The organism is Aquirufa aurantiipilula (genome assembly GCF_019923745.1).
Lineage (GTDB): Bacteria > Bacteroidota > Bacteroidia > Cytophagales > Spirosomataceae > Aquirufa > Aquirufa aurantiipilula.
Window position 1 is genome coordinate 54,395 of the sequence record NZ_JAANOG010000006.1, and the last position, 14,334, is coordinate 68,728.

Genomic DNA, 14,334 nt, shown 5'->3' on the forward strand with positions numbered 1-14,334 from the left:
TTCAGGGTTAAAAATTTTAACAAAAAAATGCATAATTATGGTTGAATAATTAAATAAATTTGTCAAATAGCACAACTATTCTAGCATAATAGCTGCATTTCATCTAAATTGACAACTTTAATAATTCAATGAAGGCTCATTTACTTAAAGTTTCGAACCAACCACTCCGTTCATTTAGTGTTCGTCGGGACATAGTTAATTACTTTTTTAACAAGTATCATTACCATCCGGAAATCGAATTGTTACTAATTGAAAAAGGAACGGGAACACAGTTTGTGGGGGACAGTATTCAGCGTTTTCAAGACGGTGATTTACTCTTAATTGGCTCCAATTGTCCGCACTATTTACGTAGTGATAACGTGTATTTTCAAGGTGATGAAGACCTAAAAGCCAGTGCTTTGGTGATTCATTTTAACCCTGATTTATTTGGAAATTCTTTTTTCAAACTGCACGAAAATCGATTTGTTTTGCAATTATTAGAGGAGGCTCGAAAGGGAATTCGAATCCAAGGAGAAACCAAAAAACAGATCATTTGTCGGATGAATACCATCCTAGATAATGAAAATGATAACTTGGTTTTACACTTATATCAAATACTGGATTTGCTTTCTATGAGTAAAGAAAGGGAAATTCTATCCATGGGAATCCTGGAAAATTCTACTAGCGAGAAAGAAACAGAGCGATTAAACTTGATCTACAATTATTCAGTAAAACACTTCAAAAGGAAAATAAGCATCGATGAAATTGCAGGGATTGCGCATTTAAGTCCGCTATCATTTTGTCGGTATTTTAAAACCAAAACCAGAAAAAACTATGCTAGTTTCTTGAATGAAATTCGGGTGGAGTATGCTTGTAAATTGATCAAGGAAAACCAATTTTTAGTCACCCAAATATGCTATGAATCAGGCTTTAACAATTTTACCAATTTCAATAAAGCATTTAAAAAAACCACTGGTAAGACTCCTTTTCAATATGCCAAGGAATTCAATTAACACTCAATAAATTATGATTACCATTTTCTAAACCTATCAAACAATGAACAACAAAAAATTATTATTATCTCTACTCACGGTGGGGATGACTTTAGGAACGGCATGGGCTATACGTGGACAGTTCGGACATGAACACGGGGCCGCATGGGCAGGGTCCATTGGTTCCATAGCTATCCTGTTGATTGCCAATCGAAAAGATTGGTTTGCCAAAGCTTTTCAAATCATTATTTCAGGTGCCATGGGCTGGGGAATCGGTGGCGTTATGAGCTATGGTATGGTGGTGGGATACGGCCGAGACACGGAATTTGTCAATGTATATTACGGTTTAATTTCACTTTTTGTTATCGGTGGACTTTATGGATTCATTGGTGGAGGATTGTTTGGACTAAGTCTATCAAACTCCAGCAAAAACCCGGTATCCTGGCCACGACTTTTGGTAGAAATGGTGGTGGGTGCTATTTTATTTTATTTTTTCATCATTCAACAATACGAATGGCTCATGACCCCTCCAAGAGATGAATCTTGGGCGGGCGTATTAGGTATGGCGGCGGCATTGGCATGGTTCATGTTTCGGACCAAACAATATTCCGCTCTACGCGTAGCATTGTTCGCAGGACTAGGTGGAGGCTTTGGATTTGCTTTTGGGAATTTCTTACAGGTTTTAGGACATGTTTCCGAAATCAAATTCAATTTCTGGAATGTGATGGAATACTCCTTAGGTTTCTTTGGAGGCATAGGTATGGCCTATGGAACTTTTACTTCACATTGGGAAGACAGTACTGAGACTCAATATTCCAAACAATGGTTTCCTATGCTCATGCTGGTCCTCATCATTCCCATTACCATGTGGCAACAAAATTTCCGCATGGATCGATTGGAGAAAACCATCACTCCACTGCTTACAGCTTCCGACCAAGCCATAGAGTTGTCGGTCCGCTGGGATTCCCTTCTACTCATTCTTTTTGCTGGAATCTATTGGCTCAATGTTCATGCCAAATCTAAAAGTTTGGACTATTCTGATATCAAAAAGTTCTTCATTGGACATTTTGGACTGTATATGTTATTAAGTATTCTCATTACAGGTGCATTTTTAAGTACCTACCGGATTGAGCAATATTTATACATCCTCAACTTCGCCATCATTATTTATTTACTTAGTCGGGCAGAAGAAGTAGTATTCGAGAACCAAAGCTTGTCTTGGAACACCTATGCCAAAAACTTCGGGATAGTCTTGGCCTTCATCGCTGTATTGGCCTATATTGCTGCAAGTTCACACGATGAAATTAAAGGTTCACACAAAAGATTTGGTGAAGAAATTCCCTTAGAAACCCCCAAACCATAAGATGAAAAAATTACAATGCTTAATGGTTGGAATAGCTCTATTAGGGGCTATTCCAACTTTTTCTCAAAATTTCACTTGGCCTCAAGGCAAAAAAATGGCGCTGAGCCTAAGCTTTGATGATGCGAGAGGTAGCCAAGTGACCCACGGAACCTCACTACTAAATCAGCATGGAGTAAAAGCTACTTTCTTCCTTAATCCAGGGGCTATGGAGAAAAACCTATCGGGTTGGAAAAAAGCGGTAGCTGATGGCCATGAAATTGGAAACCACAGTACTTCCCATCCATGTACTGGAATATTTACTTGGTCAAGAGCGAATGCCTTGGAAAATTATAGTCTGGAAAAAATGGAAAAGGATATTTTGGATTGTAATGCATCCATTGAAAAGAACCTAGGCGTCAAAGCTGAAGTTTTTGCCTATCCTTGTGGACAAACTTTTATTGGCAATGGAGCTCAAACTCAAAGCTACGTACCATTAATTGCCAAGCACTTTTTATTGGGTCGCCTCTGGAAAAGTGAAGCTCCTAACGATCCTAACTACCATAATTTTGCCCAATTGACAGGCATAGAAATGGATGGACAGGATTTTGAACAAATCTTACCTTTGATAGAAGAAGCTCGAAATTCAGGTAAATGGCTGGTACTGGCTGGACATGAAATGAATGAGTCAGGTAGTCAAACCACCCGACTCAGTATGCTTAAAAAACTCCTCGAATATGCTAATGATCCAGCACATGGTATTTGGATAGCTCCCATGGGAACCATAGCCAAATACATTCAATCACGTTAAGTTAAGGGAGCAAATTCAAGCCCTTTTACCATGGGTAGTTTTAAATAATCTTGGATTAGTTGGTCCAAAGCAGAGGTTTCTTTAGGCGTCAAATGACCCACTTCACGGCGGGTAGTCAAACGAATAGGGAAGCCTCTTTTTTGTAAAACATATTTAGCACTAGTCGGATATACCGTGTGCATTACATCCATATTATCCAGATAAAATTTCTGCACTAAGGCAACTTGATCTTCTTTCCCTGGGGCATTATAATTAGCACACAACCAAGCAATTAATTCGGGGAAATAATTCCCTTGAATGCAAGAAAGACCCATGGCGCCAGCTTTCAAGGCAGATACGGCATGCCCCATATAGGCATCATACAATCCAAAATTATAGCCTTGGGCTGTGCGAATACGTAAAGCCACTTTGGCGACATCCAAGGAAGTGTCTTTGTGATAAACTAGGCGACCGGAAGGCAATAAATCTTCTAAAACCTCTTGACTAATCAAACGTTTGTATGGAACAGGACATTCATAAATTCCAAATGGAATTCCCGGAGTCAAATCCATGAAATGATGCATGTGCTGTAAAAAAATGGTATCTGATTCATCTTCTTTTACCATCAGGTTATTCAGAACAATCACGGCATCTACTCCTAAAGCATAAATCGCCTTAGAGAAATCTGCCATTTCTTCAATCGTATCTCCAAGTGTACCTGTTGCTACGACAGGCACTCTGCCAGCGGCAGTTTTCACTACCGTTTCTATCAAACTCAATCGTTCCGCTCGAGATAATTCATACATTTCACTCGACAAACAATTAGCAAACAAGCCCACTGAACCTGTTTGAATATACATTTCCGTCAAACGGGCAATTCCTTCTAAATCCAAAGAATGGTCTTCTTTGAAGGTACTTATCATCACGGGTACGAAACCCTTTGGTAATTTCTGTTGCATCATGTGTACTATTTACGAATCAATTTTTGAACAAGGCGACCAATCAATACGATGGAAATGGTGCCTAAAACGACAGTCATTTTGGAATCAAATGGGCTCTGATAAGCCTCAGGAAAACTATCTTTGAAAGATATCCAGGCAATGATAGCCACTCCGGCTAATGCCCCCACTTTAGCGGCCAAATTTTCCACATTCTTGGATAAGAAACCCAGTAAAAATATGCCCAACATACCGCCAGCGAAAATTCCAGATAGTTTCCACCAGACATCTAAGAGACTTTTAACTCCTATCATGCTGATACCAAAAGTGATCCCCAATAACCCCATGATAACGGTAGCGATGTGCAATACTTTTAACTGCTTGGCTGCCGGCAAATCTTTTTGAACATAGCGCAAGTAAATATCCTTTAAAAAGACTGTCGCCGAGCTATTCATCCCGCTACTCATGGTACTCATGGCTGCAGACAAAAGAGCTGCCATCAGCAATCCCAATAAGCCCTTGGGTATTTGCGTCTTCATGAAAAATGGTAACACTCGATCACCATAATCCGAGGGTTTTAAAGCTTCCAAAGCAATACTTTTTTCAGCGGAAACCTGTTGCTTTAATTCTAATATCAAAGCTGGATTTTCCATGTAAAAGGTATATAAAGCAGTACCAATAAAAAAGAATAAGCAGGAAACAGGTACGAAGTAAAATACGCACAGCCATATACTCTTGGCAGCTTCTTTGGCATCTTTGGCCGTATGGTAGCGTTGAATGTAATTTTGGTCAATCCCAAAATTGGTCAAATTAATAAAAAAGCCATACATCAAAACCACCCAAACGGAGCTGGTACTAAAATCTGGATCAAAGCTTCCTAAGCTAAACTTATCATCTCGAATACCCACCTCAATCACTTTAGAAAAGCCTGTTTGGTAAATGATGATTCCTACAATCATCAAAGCTCCCATTGTTTTTAAAATTGCCTGAATAACCTCTGTCCAGATAACCGCCTCCATACCGCCTAACACGGTATAAAAAATGATACATAAACCTGAAACAATGATTATCAATCGCATATCAACCCCCGTTAAGGCATTGATAGTTAAAGCAATTCCATAAAAAATGGTCCCCATCCTAGCCAACTGGGTCATGATAAAACAAACCATGGCATAAGTTCTAGCCCATGCGCCAAATCGCTTTTCTAAATGGGTATAAGCACTTACTTCTCCACTATTTCGATAAAAAGGAACAAAGTATTTGGTTGATACCCAGGCGGCAAAAGGTATAGATAAACTAAAAACAAAAGGGTTCCAATTGGAGCCAAATGACTTCCCTGGATCTCCTAAAAAAGTAATGGCACTTAAAAAAGTAGCATAAAAACTTAGTCCTAATGCCCAGCCAGGAATTTGGCCAGAAGCCGTAGTAAATTGTTCGGAACTATTATTTTTCCTAGAAAAATAAATACCTATAGCCACCATGCAGAGTAAATAAACAACGATGATGCTCAGATCAAGAACGGGTAGAGTCATATTATAAGGTGATCACAACGTGCTTAATCTTCTCTCTTTTCCAGGTATAGGTAATGTGAATTTTACCGTCCTTGGTTTGAATCACAGCAGGATATGAAAACTCTGCTTTGGGCTCATTTTCTAAGACCGCCAATTCTTTCCACGTTTTACTGTCAGAAGAAATGGCCACATTGAGAGGAGAACGCTTTCCTCCCCATTCTTGAGATTCCTTGGTTACGTGATTGTAAATTAAAACTTGGCGGCCATCCTTTAGAGTAACGGCATCCGTTCCTGAATTCGGATTAGGTAAAGAAATCGCTTTTAAAGCAGACCACGTCTTTCCTTGGTCAGACGAATAAGCTTCTAAGATATATCCGTTCTTACTTCTGCAAAGAATTTGCAGTCGACCGTCTTTTAAAAATAAAACACTTGGCTGAATAGCTGAGAACTCTTTTCCATCATTGATGGCTTCGGTGCGAGTCCAAGTGCGGCCTCCATCTTTAGTCATTTCAAAATGCACTCTCCAACCATTGTCTTCTGAGCTAGTAGGACATAGCAACGTGCCATCTTTCAACATGACTGGCTTATTTTTGATGGGACCTAAAATCCCTAAAGGTAATCTTTCGGTATTAGACCAAGTTTTTCCTCCATCTTTGGAACGCTTGATCATTCCCCACCAATCTTTCGGTGTAGGTCCTTCTTTGTAAAACAATAATAACTCACCGCCTTTAGATGCCGGCATTTGAAATAAAACGGGATTCCACAGGGGATAACGAATGGTACTGTTTTGCACACCGTTGGCTACTTCAATAGGAGCCGTCCATTTACCGTTCACCATTCTGCTTACCCAAATACCCACGTCTGGATGGCGCTCTTCTGTCCCTCCAAACCAAGCTGTTACTAAACCAGTAGGAGTTTCTTCAATAGTAGAGGCATGGCATGATGGAAACGGTGCCTTGTCGTAAATAAATTCTGAGCTTGTAATCTGCGCGAAAGCTCCTTGACCTAGCACCAGTAGCGCTAGTATATACAAAATTTTCATAGTTAAATAGGTTCAATGGAAAGCGAAATTACACTATTTATGAGAAAATCATCCTTTTTGCCCAAAGTTTTGAAAAAAAAGAGTCTTCAAAAATTCATTTTCCCTTCCCTATATTGCCCCAAATTGACACTAAACGTATACTTAAAGGATATCTTTGATTTGAATACCAGACAAAACTTGAAAGCCATTCAGGTATAAAATCTTCTTTTCCCCCTCCACATTATTACCTAAACTCTTTCTTTTGTCTTCAAAACCTGCCAATAAAGTTGTGTAATGTTGTCTAATTTCCCAGTTGGCAGGAACGTAGAATGTTGCCCCACCCATGATTTGAGTAAGATCAATACGGATGGATTCTCCCTCAAAATCTACTTGACTAAAATCCATTTCCAGACCTGCTATGATATTGCTCAAATTCGCTCCTTTGAATTCTTTGTTTGTGGCCCGAATGGTACTTGAATTGAGTACATTGGAAATGGCAATAAATGGCTCGCCATTGGAAGAAAAATTGGGATTAGCTTCCTGAGTAGTATCTCCCCAATTACCCATTGGTGACCCCCAAGAGGATTGGCCATTTTTTCGATTTGACTTTTGAATCATGGAAATACCAACGATAATGAATACGATAGGTAAGGTGTATTCAAAAATATCAATATCCATAAATTCGCGGTCTATCAGAAATGCTCCACCTATCAATACAGGCCAAATCCAGCTGGTTCTTTGAAACGAACTACTGATGCCAGAAACTAATCCTACAACAATCAATAAAACTGGCCAAGTAAATAACCAATCAGGCAATTGAAGCCAGTCAGCTTGACGAATTAAAAACACGATACCAACTAACAGGAAAACAATTCCAACGGTACCACCTGATTTTGAAGTAGATTTTTTGCTCATGAGTTTAGGGTATAAATTGTTCTCCAAGTAAAGCAAAAGGATAAATGCCTGCATCAACTTTGGGATAAACGGAGAATCGCCTAGGTGAATTGTCGAAAATCCCATCTCAAATGAAGGCTAAGTCTCCTACAGGACAACTATTTATACATGTTGTTAATAAAATCTAGCATATTGATAAAAATCTCTTTTTTGAATGATTTACAGATTCCTCAATACTTAATAAATACATTAACTTGCGTGAACTAAACCTATCAAACAACATGCGTAATTTTATATTAGTATTCCTTTGCCTCAGCATTTTCGCTTGCTCAACAGAGAAAAAAAACCAACCTAAACTTTCCAAAGAGCATCAAAAAGCTCTCGATGATTTTCAACTCATGGATGGTTTTGAGATTGAAATGGTGGCGGCTGAGCCTCTTGTTGCCGATCCTGTGGCCATGGAAATCGATGAAGATGGAAACTGGTTTGTCCTAGAAATGCCGGGCTATCCATTGGATTTAAGTAAAACAGGACAAGTCCGTAAACTCCTGGATACCAATGGAGATGGTTACCCTGATAAATCTGAAATTTTTGTAGATAGCTTAACTCTTCCCATGGGAATCATGAAATGGAAAAAAGGTATCATCGTTGCCGATGCTCCTAATATTCTATACTTTGAAGATACCAATGGAGATAATAATGCGGATAAAAGAGAGGTTATTTTAACAGGCTTCTCTTTATCCAATCCACAGCACAATATGAATTCGCCGAAATTCGGTTTAGACAACTGGATTTATTTAGGTCATTCTGGATCCATCAATTCCTTTGCTTACGAATACCTTTTTGGAGATAAAGGAAGTGATATCCGCTACCCATCAAATTCCAAAGCAAACGTCCTTCCTAAAAATGGGAATGGCCGAAATGTGCGCTTTAAACCTGATAGTTTTGGGCTAGAATCCATGTCAGGAGAAACGCAGTATGGACATACATTTGACCCCTGGGGGCACCGCTTTTACACCGACAATGCTGATCATCTTTACCACGAAGTGTTGGATGCTCGTTATACCAGTACCAACCCCAATCTTGTTATTCCTGAAGCCATGGAAAAAATCCCAGATCATGGCGATGCTTGTGAGGTTTATCCAATTTCAGAAAATCCCAATCATCAATTATTGACCGACGTGGGTGTCGTAACATCCAGTTGTGGCATCACTTGGTATGACGGTGGTGCATTTGGGAAAGATTTCAGTCAAGTGACCTTTGTGGGAGAGCCGGTGCATAATCTAGTTCATGCAGATATCATTGAAGCTAAAGGCTCGACCTTTTCTGGCAAAAGACTTTTAGAGAAAAAAGAATTTTTGGCTTCCAAAGATCCTTGGTTTAGGCCTGTCAATTTCTACGTTGGACCCGATGGTGCTCTATATGTGATTGATTATTACCGACAGTTAATTGAACATCCAGAATGGATGTCTGAAGAAGTAAATAAAAGTGGGGCTTTGTACAATGGAAAGACCAAAGGCCGAATCTATCGAATCACGAAAAAAGGAAGTGCTGGAATGAATTGGATGAATGAAACTCATGTATCGAAAGAATCTTCCGAAAAGCTAGTTGAACTATTGCAATCAGACAATGGATGGTTCAGAAAAACAGCCCAGCGACTTTTATTCCATCGGAAAGATCTAAAGGTGGTGCCTGCGCTACAAGAAATCATTGCCAATAAAGAAGCCGAAGCAAGTGTTCCCGCTTTATGGTTATTGTCGGACTGGGGCAAATTGTCCCCTGAAGATCTCATTAATGCTTTAGCCAATAAAACTGCAGGAGTGCGAGAAAATGCTTTAAAAATTGCGGACCAACAATGGGCATTACCTGCCTTTGTATCCAATAAAGAACTAAAAGAATCCCTTATTCAAACAGCTAAAGATCCAGATGCGCGAGTGCGATTCCAATGGTTATGTTCATCTGCTTTTTTTGCTTTTCCTGAAGCTGTGGCCTTACGCAGTGGCATCTTGAACCAAGATATTGATGACCATTGGGTGGGAGTAGCGGCCATAGCTGCCTCTAAAAATTCAGAACTAGATTTATTAAAAGGGGCGATTAGCCATTTTGGGAATAAACCCTCTGAAGGGAAAGAAAACTTCTTTGCCTATGTTGCAGCGGCTCTCATGAAAAAACAAGACATGAGTTTCTTGCCATTAACAAGTGATAATCAAGTTAGTAATGATTGGTGGCAAGCTGCTTTATTAAAAGGCGTGGCCAATTATGCTAATTATGCAGAGAAGAAAATTGCCTTGGATGAAAATCAAAAAAATGCTTTAGCTAAATCATTTTTGATTTCTCCCAATAAGAACATGCGCCATGCCATCACAGGAGTTTTCAAGGCTGTTGGCTTGCCTGTAGATAAAACGTTCACCAAAGAGGTTTTTGCTAAGTTCTCTTCCAGCCATGATGCCACATTTCAAGAGGATGCTTTGGCCATGTTAAGTTTACCAAAAGATCCCACTTTCACGACTAAACTAGTTTCATTCATCACAAATTCAACAAGTGAATCGATCCAATTAGCTAGTCTCAAAGCTTTACCGAATCAGATTTCTTCTAAAGAGATAGCTCAGATTAATCAAGTATACCAACAGATGAAAATGCCTTCTAGAAAGGCTTGGATACGCTATCAGATTGTAAACGAAAAATACATGATTCCCTTGTTAAAGGAAATTGCCAATAAAAATATCCCTAAATCAGATTTAGAATGGCCGCAATTTGTGGAATTAATGAATTCTTACGATGCCAATATTCGTAAATTAGCTCGTGAAGTATTGGCCATAAGTGAGGATAGAAAAGCGGTATTACAAAACTATTTACCTGCTGCAGATATGGCGGGAAATGCGGAGAAAGGTAAAGAAATATTTAAGGCAAACTGTACGGTTTGTCATCAAATCAAGGGAGTCGCTGGGGTTTCATTTGGTCCGGATTTATCTACCCTAAAAAGTAGAAATGCGCTGTCTATCATTACGGAAATTATCAATCCAAACAATTCCATTGCAGATAAATATGGCAATTGGGATTTACAAATGTCGGATGGAAGCAGACTCTCCGGAATCATTACTTCTGAAAACGAAAATTCTCTCAGCCTTAAACAAATGGGTGGTTCCGTTCAAGTTATTGAGAAATACCGAATAAAATCGAGGGTTTCTTCCAAAGTTTCTGCCATGCCAAATGGCTTAGATGCCAATATCAAATTGCAAGATATGGCTGATTTAGTGGCGTTTATCAAAGGGATTTAAAGCTGAATTTGGCTAGGGTTGCCAGCGTTTGGAACGCTGTCAACCCTGCTACAAAAACAAAATAACCGAATTTTTTATTCAAGAATCTGATATATTTGGACTTTCTCTCAAATAACCTATTTACTGATAATGAAGTCCAAAATTACTCTTGTTTTCTTAGCCGTTTTTCTGGCATTTTCTGCCTTTTCTTTCAAGCCTAAAAAGGAAAAATGGATTTCCTTATTTAATGGAAAAGATATCAAAGATTGGACGGTAAAAATCTTCCATCATGAAGTGGGAGATAATTATGGGCAAACTTTTCGAGTGGAAGATGGGATCATTAAAGTGCGATATGACCAATACGATCAATTCAATAATCGATACGGGCATTTGTATTACAAAAAACCTTTTTCCTATTATAAACTGCGTTTGGAATACCGATTTACAGGTATTTGGAGAAAGGATGCCCCTGATTATACCTTGAAAAACTCTGGGGTCATGTTCCATGCCCAAGACCCTAAAACCATCCTGAAAGAACAAGACTGGCCCATCTCGGTGGAAATGCAGTTCCTCGCTGGACTGGGTGATGGTAAACCCAGACCAACAGGAAACATGTGCTCTCCAGGAACCGATGTGTTCTACAATGGGCGAATTGACCCGCGCCATTGCATTAACTCCAGCTCCAAAACCTACGAAGGAGATCAATGGGTAAAAGCTGAATTAGTGGTTTTAGGTGACTCCTTAGTAAGTCATTTCATCAATGGCGAAAAGGTATTGGAATATGCTCAACCCCAGATCGGTGGAGGTGTGGCCAATGGCTATAATCCTGCCATTAAAATTGATGGGAAATTATTGAAAGAAGGATTTATTGCGCTTCAAAGTGAAGGTCAAGAAATCGATTTTAGAAATATCGAAATTCAGATTTTACCTGTTCCCAAATCCAAAAATAAATGAGGCAGATAAAAACCCAGGGATTCATTTTCTGTCTACTTCTACTTAGCTCCATATTACAGGCTCAAACTCCCTTATTTGATGCCTCTGTTAAGCGCGTCCTTTTTCTAGGAAACAGTATTACCTATGCCGCAGGCTATGTGCAATCCATAGAAGCCTACCATAAAGCCCATTTCCCTCAACAAAAAATCGAATTCATCAATGTAGGTTTACCTAGTGAAACCGTCTCAGGCTTATCGGAAGAAGGTCATGCGGATGGCCGCTTTCCAAGACCCGATCTGCATGAACGATTAGATCGAGTGCTTCTTCAAACTCAACCCGATATCGTTTTTGCTTCTTATGGCATGAATGATGGCATTTACCTTCCTCTAGACTCGATTCGATTTCAAAGATTCAAAGATGGCATCACCTGGCTACATGCTCAAATTGAAGCCCGAGGGTCTAAAATCATTCACTTAACACCTGCACCCTATGATGAAAATAAGGGTAAGAAGCCAAGCTATGCCCAAGTCTTGGATCGCTATTCGGAATGGCTCATGCAACACAAATCTTGGGAGGTGATTGATGTACATTTTCCCATGAAAAATTACCAAAGCACTCAACAAAAATCGGATCCTAATTTTGCCTTAGCCAAAGATGGAGTACACCCTGGAGAACTAGGCCATTGGATTATGGCCCAACAAATTTTATCCTATTTAGGTCAAAAAAACATACTTCAATTCCCATCGGTTAGCGATGCATTATCACCCATCAAAGACCCTAATACCTTCTTTCAATTAATAGTCAAACGACATAATCTGATGAAAGATGCCTGGCTTAGTTCCACAGGACATCTTCGGCCAGAAATGAAAAAAGGACTTCCTTTGATGGAAGCCCTTACTTTATCTTTGGAGATAGACAAACAGATAGAAGCCTTGCTTGCTCCTTAGTCGACCATCAGCTGCTCAAACAAAAATAATTGTGAGGATTTGGGGTCCACTTTTATCCTTACTGCTTCCATATCAGCCTCACCAAAAACCTGCAAACGGGTAAAATTCAAAATCGTCGATTTCTTGTCTGGCATCAATAATGGCTTCTCAATCAATAAACGATGTGAGTCTCCATTAATCCATAAAACTGGTTTTCCATAAGCCCTGGTTAAGGCTGTAAGCTTCTCCACGATTTGGGTAAAACCAGTAGGAACAGCACCATGGTAAAACATATCTGCTTGGGTGAAAAAAACTAGGCCCATTTTAGAGTTAGCCTTTGCAAAAACTTCTTCCAACCACGCTTCATTCGCTTTTTCCCGCTCATTAAATTCGGTGTTATCGGCATTGGCTCCTTTCAAATTATTGTTGGAACCCACTAAGTGTATCGTGGCAAACTGTATCCCGCCATATTCCCACGCATTATTTTCAACATAATTGGCAAAGGATGGATTTTCTGATTGAGAAACTAATTTAATTTTCTTCTTTCCAAAGCTTTCTTTCTTAGCAAAAAACACTTTTCTCAACTCCTTCAACCGCTCATTCGGATCAAATTCTCCTGCTGCTTTGCGATTACAATCCGTCCATTCATTATCCCCTGGTGTATAAACCAACGGCTGGTCAAATGTCTCAAAATATTGATGGATTTTATAAAAGTACTCGGTAGAGCAGGGGGTTGAGCCTGATTTGATATCCCCAACATGTACACTAAAAACAGGCTTTTCTTGGTTGATTTTTTTAATTACTCCCTCAAATCTCCCATAATCTTCAGGCAGCTTATAAGGCATATCTCCAAAGGCAATGAAATCAAATTTTTTGCTTTGGGCAAAGCTGCTAATCCCCAATAGAAGGCTGAAAAGGAAGGTGTATAAAAATTTCATAAGATAGGTTTATTGTTTCTGTTTTACTTTTTCAAAAGCGGAATCATAGTCTTCCCTCAAAGTACCCATTACTCGGTCCCAAAATAGAAGATATAAACCATAATTCCCTTTGAAATATTTATGGTGCTGATTATGACTTACCGAGGTATTAATCCATTTTCCAATCCAAGATTTTGAAAATCCAGCGGGGTATAATTCCCAACCCAAATGGCCATAGGCATTGTAAATAATGGAAAAAAAGAAAAACAAAAATAAATGACTTTGATGTATGGGAATTGTAAAGACAAAAAGCACAAAAACACCTGTCTCCACGATGGATTCTAAGGGGTGAAAAGCATAGGCTGCCCAAGGAGATGGATTGGTCGACAAATGATGCACTTTGTGCACCCATTTAAAAATACTAGGATGATGCATGATACGATGCGCCCAATAGAAATAGGTATCGTGCATTAAAAACATCAACAAATAGGCAAACCAATAATAGCCCCAACCCATGCCATCCATCCGATCATATAAAGTGGTATAAGGGCGAACAGCAGGATTTTGAACAATGAAAATGGGTACCGCAGCAAAAAGGATGATAGTCCCTAAAGAATACCCTATTTCACGAAAGTAATCATTCAATTTGGGATAAGCTGCTTGAATTTTTTTACTGGAAAAACCCTTTCTGAAAAGAACATAGAAAATCAAGAAATAGATGCCGGCTACCAAATAGTATCTACTCCCAATACTAAATAAAATTTGAAGAAATTTTTCTAAGGTCATCGGTCTAATTTTGCCTAGTAAAAATATGGAATTCAGGTGGCTTAAAAAACT

At 39.2% G+C, this 14,334-nt stretch carries 12 protein-coding genes; 6 read left to right on the forward strand and 6 right to left on the reverse strand.

The genetic code is table 11. The features are described from left to right. Window positions 1-128 precede the first annotated feature (128 nt). Genes G9H60_RS08110 through G9H60_RS08120 form a run of 3 tightly spaced genes read left to right on the forward strand, consistent with a single transcriptional unit; the run spans window position 129 to window position 3,121 of the window. Window positions 129-992 (forward strand): AraC family transcriptional regulator, encoded by an 864-nt coding sequence (locus G9H60_RS08110; protein ID WP_223143561.1) that lies wholly within the window; start codon window positions 129-131, stop codon window positions 990-992. 43 nt (window positions 993-1,035) lie between these two features. Then, the gene (locus G9H60_RS08115) at window positions 1,036-2,334 is read left to right on the forward strand and encodes a hypothetical protein (RefSeq protein WP_223143562.1); all 1,299 of its coding nucleotides are present in this window, start codon (window positions 1,036-1,038) and stop codon (window positions 2,332-2,334) included. Window position 2,335: 1 nt separating this feature from the next. Then, the gene (locus G9H60_RS08120) at window positions 2,336-3,121 is read left to right on the forward strand and encodes a polysaccharide deacetylase family protein (protein ID WP_223143563.1); all 786 of its coding nucleotides are present in this window, start codon (window positions 2,336-2,338) and stop codon (window positions 3,119-3,121) included. Here the strand turns inward: G9H60_RS08120 and G9H60_RS08125 are convergent. The 4 genes from G9H60_RS08125 to G9H60_RS08140 form a co-directional block, all read right to left on the reverse strand. Beyond that, window positions 3,118-4,062: a dihydrodipicolinate synthase family protein gene (locus tag G9H60_RS08125; protein WP_317197229.1), complete on the reverse strand. Its 945-nt coding sequence runs from the start codon at window positions 4,060-4,062 to the stop codon at window positions 3,118-3,120. The two genes, G9H60_RS08120 and G9H60_RS08125, sit on opposite strands and share 4 nt — an antisense overlap. Before the next feature lie 5 nt (window positions 4,063-4,067). Next, window positions 4,068-5,570 carry a sodium:solute symporter gene (locus G9H60_RS08130; protein ID WP_223143564.1) on the reverse strand — a complete coding sequence of 501 codons (1,503 nt, stop codon included), beginning with the start codon at window positions 5,568-5,570 and terminating at the stop codon, window positions 4,068-4,070. 1 nt (window position 5,571) lies between these two features. Continuing rightward, window positions 5,572-6,591 carry a sialidase family protein gene (locus tag G9H60_RS08135; protein ID WP_223143565.1) on the reverse strand — a complete coding sequence of 340 codons (1,020 nt, stop codon included), beginning with the start codon at window positions 6,589-6,591 and terminating at the stop codon, window positions 5,572-5,574. A gap of 141 nt (window positions 6,592-6,732) precedes the next feature. Continuing rightward, the gene (locus G9H60_RS08140) at window positions 6,733-7,485 is read right to left on the reverse strand and encodes a LiaF transmembrane domain-containing protein (protein WP_223143566.1); all 753 of its coding nucleotides are present in this window, start codon (window positions 7,483-7,485) and stop codon (window positions 6,733-6,735) included. Between the two features lie 260 nt (window positions 7,486-7,745). On the opposite strand from G9H60_RS08140, the gene G9H60_RS08145 reads away from it, so the two are divergent. The 3 genes from G9H60_RS08145 (at window position 7,746) to G9H60_RS08155 (ending at window position 12,601) form a co-directional block, all read left to right on the forward strand. Then, window positions 7,746-10,742 carry a PVC-type heme-binding CxxCH protein gene (locus G9H60_RS08145; RefSeq protein WP_223143567.1) on the forward strand — a complete coding sequence of 999 codons (2,997 nt, stop codon included), beginning with the start codon at window positions 7,746-7,748 and terminating at the stop codon, window positions 10,740-10,742. A gap of 129 nt (window positions 10,743-10,871) precedes the next feature. Next, window positions 10,872-11,675 (forward strand): 3-keto-disaccharide hydrolase, encoded by an 804-nt coding sequence (locus G9H60_RS08150; protein ID WP_223143568.1) that lies wholly within the window; start codon window positions 10,872-10,874, stop codon window positions 11,673-11,675. After that, complete coding sequence (locus tag G9H60_RS08155; protein WP_223143569.1) at window positions 11,672-12,601, forward strand: SGNH/GDSL hydrolase family protein; 930 nt, start codon at window positions 11,672-11,674, stop codon at window positions 12,599-12,601. Before G9H60_RS08150 ends, G9H60_RS08155 begins: the two co-directional genes overlap by 4 nt. On the opposite strand, the gene G9H60_RS08160 is transcribed toward G9H60_RS08155, so the two are convergent. Continuing rightward, window positions 12,598-13,518, reverse strand: a complete 921-nt coding sequence (locus tag G9H60_RS08160; protein WP_223143570.1) for a metallophosphoesterase — start codon at window positions 13,516-13,518, stop codon at window positions 12,598-12,600. The two genes, G9H60_RS08155 and G9H60_RS08160, sit on opposite strands and share 4 nt — an antisense overlap. A gap of 9 nt (window positions 13,519-13,527) precedes the next feature. Continuing rightward, window positions 13,528-14,283 (reverse strand): sterol desaturase family protein, encoded by a 756-nt coding sequence (locus tag G9H60_RS08165; RefSeq protein ID WP_223143571.1) that lies wholly within the window; start codon window positions 14,281-14,283, stop codon window positions 13,528-13,530. Window positions 14,284-14,334 lie beyond the last annotated feature (51 nt).

What these genes read in the sequence shown, in the direction of transcription:
- G9H60_RS08115 (WP_223143562.1), top strand. Translation starts at nt 1,036, where the DNA reads ATGAACAACAAAAAATTATTATTATCTCTACTCACGGTGGGGATGACT.
- G9H60_RS08120 (WP_223143563.1), top strand. Translation starts at nt 2,336, where the DNA reads ATGAAAAAATTACAATGCTTAATGGTTGGAATAGCTCTATTAGGGGCT.
- G9H60_RS08165 (WP_223143571.1), bottom strand. Translation starts at nt 14,283, where the DNA reads ATGACCTTAGAAAAATTTCTTCAAATTTTATTTAGTATTGGGAGTAGA.
- G9H60_RS08155 (WP_223143569.1), top strand. Translation starts at nt 11,672, where the DNA reads ATGAGGCAGATAAAAACCCAGGGATTCATTTTCTGTCTACTTCTACTT.
- G9H60_RS08150 (WP_223143568.1), top strand. Translation starts at nt 10,872, where the DNA reads ATGAAGTCCAAAATTACTCTTGTTTTCTTAGCCGTTTTTCTGGCATTT.
- G9H60_RS08160 (WP_223143570.1), bottom strand. Translation starts at nt 13,518, where the DNA reads ATGAAATTTTTATACACCTTCCTTTTCAGCCTTCTATTGGGGATTAGC.
- G9H60_RS08125 (WP_317197229.1), bottom strand. Translation starts at nt 4,062, where the DNA reads ATGATGCAACAGAAATTACCAAAGGGTTTCGTACCCGTGATGATAAGT.
- G9H60_RS08145 (WP_223143567.1), top strand. Translation starts at nt 7,746, where the DNA reads ATGCGTAATTTTATATTAGTATTCCTTTGCCTCAGCATTTTCGCTTGC.
- G9H60_RS08110 (WP_223143561.1), top strand. Translation starts at nt 129, where the DNA reads ATGAAGGCTCATTTACTTAAAGTTTCGAACCAACCACTCCGTTCATTT.
- G9H60_RS08135 (WP_223143565.1), bottom strand. Translation starts at nt 6,591, where the DNA reads ATGAAAATTTTGTATATACTAGCGCTACTGGTGCTAGGTCAAGGAGCT.
- G9H60_RS08130 (WP_223143564.1), bottom strand. Translation starts at nt 5,570, where the DNA reads ATGACTCTACCCGTTCTTGATCTGAGCATCATCGTTGTTTATTTACTC.
- G9H60_RS08140 (WP_223143566.1), bottom strand. Translation starts at nt 7,485, where the DNA reads ATGAGCAAAAAATCTACTTCAAAATCAGGTGGTACCGTTGGAATTGTT.